The 6,347-nt window shown below is 72.5% G+C and carries 4 protein-coding genes and 2 pseudogenes; 4 read left to right on the top strand and 2 right to left on the bottom strand.

Features of this window, described 5'->3' with window-relative positions; genetic code table 11:
* Positions 1–98 precede the first annotated feature (98 nt).
* A pseudogene (locus ABZ896_RS51750) lies at positions 99–404 on the top strand (substrate-binding domain-containing protein); the annotation flags it as partial.
* Between the two features lie 22 nt (positions 405–426).
* Here ABZ896_RS51750 and ABZ896_RS51745 read toward each other — a convergent pair.
* Both ABZ896_RS51745 and ABZ896_RS51740 read right to left on the bottom strand, forming a co-directional pair.
* Entirely contained in the window at positions 427–1,431 is a 1,005-nt protein-coding gene (locus ABZ896_RS51745; RefSeq protein WP_360946187.1) for a substrate-binding domain-containing protein, read from the bottom strand.
* Between the two features lie 176 nt (positions 1,432–1,607).
* The gene (locus tag ABZ896_RS51740) at positions 1,608–3,317 is read right to left on the bottom strand and encodes a helix-turn-helix domain-containing protein (RefSeq protein WP_360946184.1); all 1,710 of its coding nucleotides are present in this window, start codon (positions 3,315–3,317) and stop codon (positions 1,608–1,610) included.
* Positions 3,318–3,443: 126 nt separating this feature from the next.
* Between ABZ896_RS51740 and ABZ896_RS51735 the strand changes: the two genes are divergently transcribed.
* The 3 genes and pseudogenes from ABZ896_RS51735 to ABZ896_RS51725 form a co-directional block, all read left to right on the top strand.
* Positions 3,444–5,183, top strand: coding sequence for an FAD-dependent monooxygenase (locus ABZ896_RS51735; protein ID WP_360946181.1), 1,740 nt, complete (start codon positions 3,444–3,446; stop codon positions 5,181–5,183).
* A gap of 47 nt (positions 5,184–5,230) precedes the next feature.
* Complete coding sequence (locus ABZ896_RS51730; RefSeq protein WP_360946178.1) at positions 5,231–6,103, top strand: dioxygenase; 873 nt, start codon at positions 5,231–5,233, stop codon at positions 6,101–6,103.
* Positions 6,100–6,347 (top strand): annotated as a pseudogene (locus ABZ896_RS51725) (hypothetical protein); the annotation flags it as partial. The gene ABZ896_RS51730 and the pseudogene ABZ896_RS51725, both read left to right, overlap by 4 nt.

Here is a 6,347-nt window from a genome sequence, read left to right as displayed (position 1 = left end):
GGCTTCCGTAGCCGCGGTCGGCTTCATCTTCGAGGGATGTAACAGGCAGGCCCACGCCGAGCTGCCCCCGCATCTCATGGTCCTGCGGCGGATGGTCGTTGCCGACGGCGGTGCTCGCCGGCAACGACCGCAGCGCGATGGGCCTGTTGATGGCCCTGACCCGGGAGGGCGTCGAGGTCCCGCGCGACCTGTCCGTCGTCGGGTACGACGACAGCCACCTCTCCCATCTGATGCCGATCGGCCTGACCACCGTCCGTCAGGACGCCGGGCTCATGGCCGAGTACGCCGTGCGGTACGCCGTGGAACGGCTGGAGAACCCCGAACTGGAGCCGCGGGAGGCGGTGTTGGACCCCAAGCTGGTCGTGCGGGGCACCAGCGGACCGCCGCCGCGGGAGGCCGGCTGAAGACCTCCCACGGCGACCGGTCTCAACGCGTCCCGTTGGCCGCGAACTTCGCGACCGTGTCCGCGTTCTCCTTGGTGACGAAGGCCGGACCGGTCAGCACCGGCGCGGTCCCGCCGCCGCTGTAGTTGCCGTTGTTCTTGTAGAGCCACAGGGCGTCCACCGCCAAGTAGCCCTGGAGGTAGGGCTGCTGGTCGACGGCGAACTCCACCGAGCCGTCCTGGACGGCCGCGACCAGGTCCTTGTTGAGGTCGAAGGTGGCGACCTTCGCCTTGCTGCCCGCGTCCTTCACCGACTGCACGGCGGTCAGCGCGAACGGCGCGCCGAGCGTGACGACCTGGTCGATGGAGGAGTCCTGCTGGAGCTTGGCGGTGATCGTCGACTTCACCGAGGGCATGTCGGTGCCGGTGACGTAGATCTTGTCCGTCTTCCCCTTGAAGCCCTTGGTGAGACCGGCGCAGCGGGACTCCAGGGCCACCTGGCCCTGTGACTGCACCACGCACAGGGCGTGCTTGGCGCCCAGGCTGCCCAGCCGCTCGCCGAACGCCTGCCCTGCGATGTTCTCGTCCTGGCCGAAGTACTCCAGCATGCCGAGCCGTTTCCAGTCGTCGAGGCCGGAGTTGAAGCCCACCACCGGGATGCCGGCGGCCTCCGCCTTGGCGACCACGGCCTTCATGGCGTCCGGCTTGGCGGCGGTCAGGGCGATGCCGTCGACCTTCTGGTCGATGGCGTTCTGGACCAGGTTCGCCTGCGCCCCGGCGCTCGGGTCGCTGGAGTAGACGAGCTTGATGTTGTCCTTGGCGGCGGCGGCCGAGGCGCCCTTGCGGATCAGGTCCCAGAAGGTGTCGCCGGGCTCCGCGTGGGTGATCATGGCCACCGTCATCCGGGGCGTGGACGCCTTGCCCGCGGAGGCGGCGGCGCCGCCCTCCTCGGACTTCTTCCCGCCGGAGCTGCTGGAGCAGCCGGCGGCGAGCAGGGCGCCGGCCAGGAGGGTGGCGGCCAGAGCGGCGGCCCGGTGGTTTCTGCGCATGTCCCTTGCACCTCGCTGTGCGGTCGGGGAGAAGCCCCGGTGGCTGGTAGAGCGCGTTACTAGTGCGCTCTAGTGGCACGTACTATGCGACCGGCCCAGGGGGATGTCAATGACTTTGTCAGGACGTTCCTACATGGAAGCCGGGGCGTTCCCGCGCGGATGCCCGGGCGGTGTTCTCAGCCCTCGTAGCCCCGCAGCTTGCGGTAGAGCGTCGCCCGGCCGATGCCCAGGGCCGCCGCGGCCCGGGACTTGTTGCCGCCGTGCCGGTGGAGGGTCTCCAGGATCGTGGCCCGCTCGGCGCTCTCCATCGGGCTGAGCGGACGGACGGCGGGACCCTCGCGGACGGGGTCCGGCAGCTCGGACCGGCGGACCGGACCGGCGGCGCGCCGCTGTTCCGCCACCGCCTGGACGACGTGGGCAAGCTCGGTGACGTTGCCCGGCCAGGGGTGCCGTTCCAGGGCGCGCAGGGCGTCCAGGGTCCAGGTGACGGGTGGCTGTCCCGGCGCCGGACGCGGGGCGAGGGCGGCCAGCAACTCCCGTATGTCCTCGGTGCGTTCGCGCAGGGGCGGCAGCGTGACCGTGCGCGCCGCCAGCTTGTCGAGGAGCCGCTGGAGGCAGGGGCCCGGAGCGGTACCGGGCGTGTGGGTGAGCAGCAGCCGCGCCTCGGGGTGCTCGTCCAGCAGGGAGTTGAGGGTGGCGACGGCGGGCTGCGTCAGCCGTTCCGCGTGCCGGATCAGCAGCGGGCGGCCCCGCGCCCACTCGGCCAGCTCGGGTGCGAGCGCCCCGCCCTCCGCCGCGTCGCCTACCCGAGCGTCCGCACCGGCCAACTCCCGGGCCAGCGCCGTCTTCCCGGTGCCGCGTTCGCCGGACAGCAGCAACGGCTCGGGGGACAGGGCCAGTTCGGCGGCGCGCGCGATGGCATGGCGCCACGGCAGGGACGATCCGGTCAGCAGGGGGAGCCTGTGCGGCGCGGGCCGTGTGACGCCTTCCGCCCTCGCCTCCAGCACGGCCACGATCCCGACGACCGCGCCCTCCCGCCGTACCGGAGTGATCCGCGCCGTGCACCCCGATCCCTCGGGCAGCTCGGCCGCCGTCGGAACATCCGTGTGGCGGGCGTCGGACGCCGTGCGCTCCAGGGCCCGCAGCACCTCCGGCGTCACGAGGCGCTCGGCGGCCGTGCTGATCAGGCGGTTGCGGCCGTCCAGGACGGCCACCGCCCGCTCCTCACCGCCGGTCGCCCTCAAGTAGGCGTCCAACAGGGCCTGTTCGGGGCGTCCGGCGTGGGCGAGCAGTTCCGCCTCGACGGCCGCGGCGGCGGCCTCGGCGAGCGCGGCCTGGGGGTGGGGCGGGCGGCCGCCGCACAGGTGCGCGGCGACCGTCAGGGTGCCGAGGGCATGCCCGCCCCCGGGCGCGAGCACCGGGACGCTGACCGCCGAGACCTCCTGCCAGACGTCCAGGAAGTGCTCGGGCCCGTGCACCTCGGCCCGGCGACGGGTGCGCAGGGCGAGGGCCGCGCTGTTGTGGCCGACCTCCTGCTCCGACAGCCACGGACACGGCGGGAGCCCCGGCGCGCTTCCCGAGCTCCACAGGACGCGCAGCCGCGCGTCGGTGAGGATGAGGACCGCGTGGCCGGTGTCCAGGGCGGGGGCGATCCGCTCCAGCACCGGGCGGGCGGTGCCGAGCAGCGGTGACTCCGCGGGCCGGGGCGCGTCCCCGATGGGCTCCTTGAGGTCGTGCGGGACACCGAAGAACCGGGCCCGTCGCCAGGCCGCGAGGACCTCCTCCGGGACGCCGTCGGGCAGGGGCCGCCCGGACAGGAAGCGTTGACGCGCCACACGCAGCGGTGGGAGGGCGCGGACCGCGGGGGAGTGCTCGGTGGTGGTCACGACCCGTCCACCGTAGCGGTTTCGGTTGAAGCGGCAACAACTGTCTCGTAATGAGACACCCGCGCATGGCCGGACGGCTTCATGATCAAACTGTCCGTCGTCCATGTGTCCCCGCCAGGAGCGCCCGTGTCCACCGTCGTCGAGACCGACGTCCTGATCGTCGGCAGCGGCCCGGCCGGTGCCTCGGCCGCGCTCGCCCTCAGCACCTACGGCGTCCCCAACGTCGTCGTCACCCGGTACGCGAGCCTCGCGGACACGCCCCGCGCGCACATCACCAACCAGCGCACCATGGAGGTCCTGCGCGACCTCGGCGTCGAGCAGGAGGTCGTCGCCCGGGCCACCCCGCAGCACCTGATGGGCAACACCACCTTCTGCACCAGCCTGGCCGGCGAGGAGCTGGGCCGGGTGCGTTCCTGGGGCAACGACCCGCTCGTCCAGGCCGCCCACGAGCTGGCCAGCCCCACCCGCATGTGCGACATGCCCCAGCACCTGATGGAGCCGGTCCTCGTCGACGCGGCCGTCGCCCGCGGCACCAGCCTGCGTTTCGAGACCGAGTACCTCTCCCACACCCAGGACGCCGACGGCGTGACGGCCACCGTCCGGGACCGGCTGCGCGGGGACACGTACGAGATCCGCGCGAAGTACCTGATCGGCGCGGACGGCGGCCGCTCGAAGGTCGCCGAGGACGCCGGGCTGCCGATGGGCGGCCAGATGGGCGTGGCGGGCAGCATCAACATCGTCTTCGAGGCGGACCTGGCCAAGTACACGGCCCACCGCCCGTCCACCCTGTACTGGGTCCTCGCCCCGGGCGCCACGGTCGGTGGCATCGGCGCGGGCCTGGTGCGCTGCGTCCGGCCGTGGAACGAGTGGCTGATCGTGTGGGGGTACGACGTCACCGCGGGCGCCCCCGACCTGACCACCGAGTACGCCGAGTCCGTCGTACGGCAGCTGGTCGGGGACGACGAGATCCCCGTGACGATCAAGTCGTCCTCGGCGTGGACCGTCAACGAGATGTACGCCGAGACGTACTCCAACGGCCGCGTCTTCTGCGCCGGAGACGCCACCCACCGGCACCCGCCGTCCAACGGCCTCGGCTCCAACACCTCCATCCAGGACTCCTACAACCTCGCCTGGAAGCTGAAGCTCGTCCTCGACGGCACCGCCTCCCCGAGGCTCCTGGACACCTACACGGCCGAACGCGCCCCGATCGGCCGGCAGATCGTCACCCGCGCCAACCAGTCCATCGGCGAGACCGCTCCGATCTTCGAAGCGCTCGACGGGCTCTCCCCGCAGACCCCCGAGCAGCTGTGGGCCAACATCGCCGCCCGCAAGGACGCCACCGAGGCCGCCGAGAAGCAGCGGGCACGCCTGCGCGAGGCCATCGCCTTCAAGGTGTACGAGTTCAACGCGCACGGCGTCGACCTGAACCAGCGCTACACCTCCGCCGCGATCGTCCCCGACTGCACCGGCGAGGAGACCTTCGCCCGCGACCCCGAACTCCACCACCAGCCCACCACCCGCCCCGGCGCCCGCATCCCGCACGCCTGGCTCACCTCGGGCACGCGGACGGTGTCGACGCTGGACACGGTCGGCCGGGGCCGCTTCACCCTCCTCACCGGCATCGGCGGCGAGGGCTGGCTGCGGGCCGCCGAGGCGCAGGACGTCGAGATCGCCACCGTGGTCGTCGGACCCGGACAGGAGTACGAGGACCCGTACGGCGACTGGGCCCGCCTGAGCGAGATCTCCGACGCCGGCGCCCTCCTCGTCCGCCCCGACGGCTTCGTCGCCTTCCGGCACGCGACCGCCGCGCCCGACGCCCCGGAACTCCTCGCCGACGCGCTGCGCCGGATCCTCGGTCACGCCTGAGACGCGCGACCATGGCAAGGGAACGCCTTCGAGCACGAGGAGCCGGGATGACCACCACCGACGCGATCGGAAGCAGCGTCACGGAGGAGGCTGTGGCCAGCCTCCACGCGACCGCCGATCCCCGCCTGCGCGAGCTGCTCGCCGGCCTCATCGGCCATCTGCACGACTTCGTGCGCGAGAGCAGGCTCACCCAGCAGGAGTGGGAGCGGGCGATCGGGTTCCTCACGGCGACCGGGCAGACCTGCACGGACACCCGGCAGGAGTTCATCCTCCTGTCGGACGTCCTCGGCGTCTCCATGCTGGTCGAGACGGTCAACGGCGACCGGGTGCGGGGCACCACCGAGTCGACCGTCCTCGGCCCCTTCCACATGACCGAGTCGCCGGTCCGTGAACTCGGCGACGACATCGACCTGGTGGGCGCGGGCGAGCCGTGCGTGGTCAGCGGCCGGGTGCTCTCCGAGGACGGAACTCCCTTGCCGGGCGCGGTGATCGATGTCTGGCAGGCCGACGACCAGGGCTTCTACGACGTCCAGCAGCCCGACGTCCAGCCGCGGGGCAACGGCCGCGGACTGTTCACCGCCGACACCGAGGGCCGGTTCTGGTTCCGCACCTGTGTCCCGGCGCCGTACCCGATCCCCACCGACGGCCCGGTCGGCGACCTCCTGCGCGCCACCGGACGGCACCCCTACCGCCCCGCGCACATCCACTTCATCGCCGGCGCCGACGGCCACACCCCCGTCACCACCCACATCTTCGTCGCGGGCAGCGACTACCTGGACTCCGACGCCGTGTTCGCGGTCAAGCAGAGCCTGGTGCAGGACTTCGCGGAGACCGACGACCCTTCCCTGGCACGGGAGTTCGGCGTCCCGAACCCCTTCCGGCACGCCCGCTTCGACCTCGTCCTGGAGCGCACCGCATGACGTTCTGGGGCGACTTCACCTACGAGACCCGTCCCGTACGGGTCGTCTTCCGGCCCGGCGCCGCCGTGACCGCGACCCCCGGCGAGGCCGAACAGCTCGGCCTGCGGCGGCTGTTGGTGGTCTGCGGCGGCCGGGGCGAGGCCGTCGCCCGCCGGGTCGCGGACGCCCTCGGCGACGCCTGCGCCTACCCGGCGTTGGCCGCGAAGTCGAAGTCTGCATGGTCGATACCCAGTTCGGCCATCAT

Origin of the sequence: Streptomyces sp. NPDC047072 (assembly GCF_040643855.1) — a bacterium.
Taxonomy (GTDB): domain Bacteria; phylum Actinomycetota; class Actinomycetes; order Streptomycetales; family Streptomycetaceae; genus Streptomyces.
This window is presented reverse-complemented; position numbering and strand designations above follow the sequence as displayed.

Excerpts from the sequence above, each read along its gene's own strand:
- ABZ896_RS51730 (WP_360946178.1), top strand. The coding sequence starts at position 5,231 with ATGACCACCACCGACGCGATCGGAAGCAGCGTCACGGAGGAGGCTGTG.
- ABZ896_RS51745 (WP_360946187.1), bottom strand. The coding sequence starts at position 1,431 with ATGCGCAGAAACCACCGGGCCGCCGCTCTGGCCGCCACCCTCCTGGCC.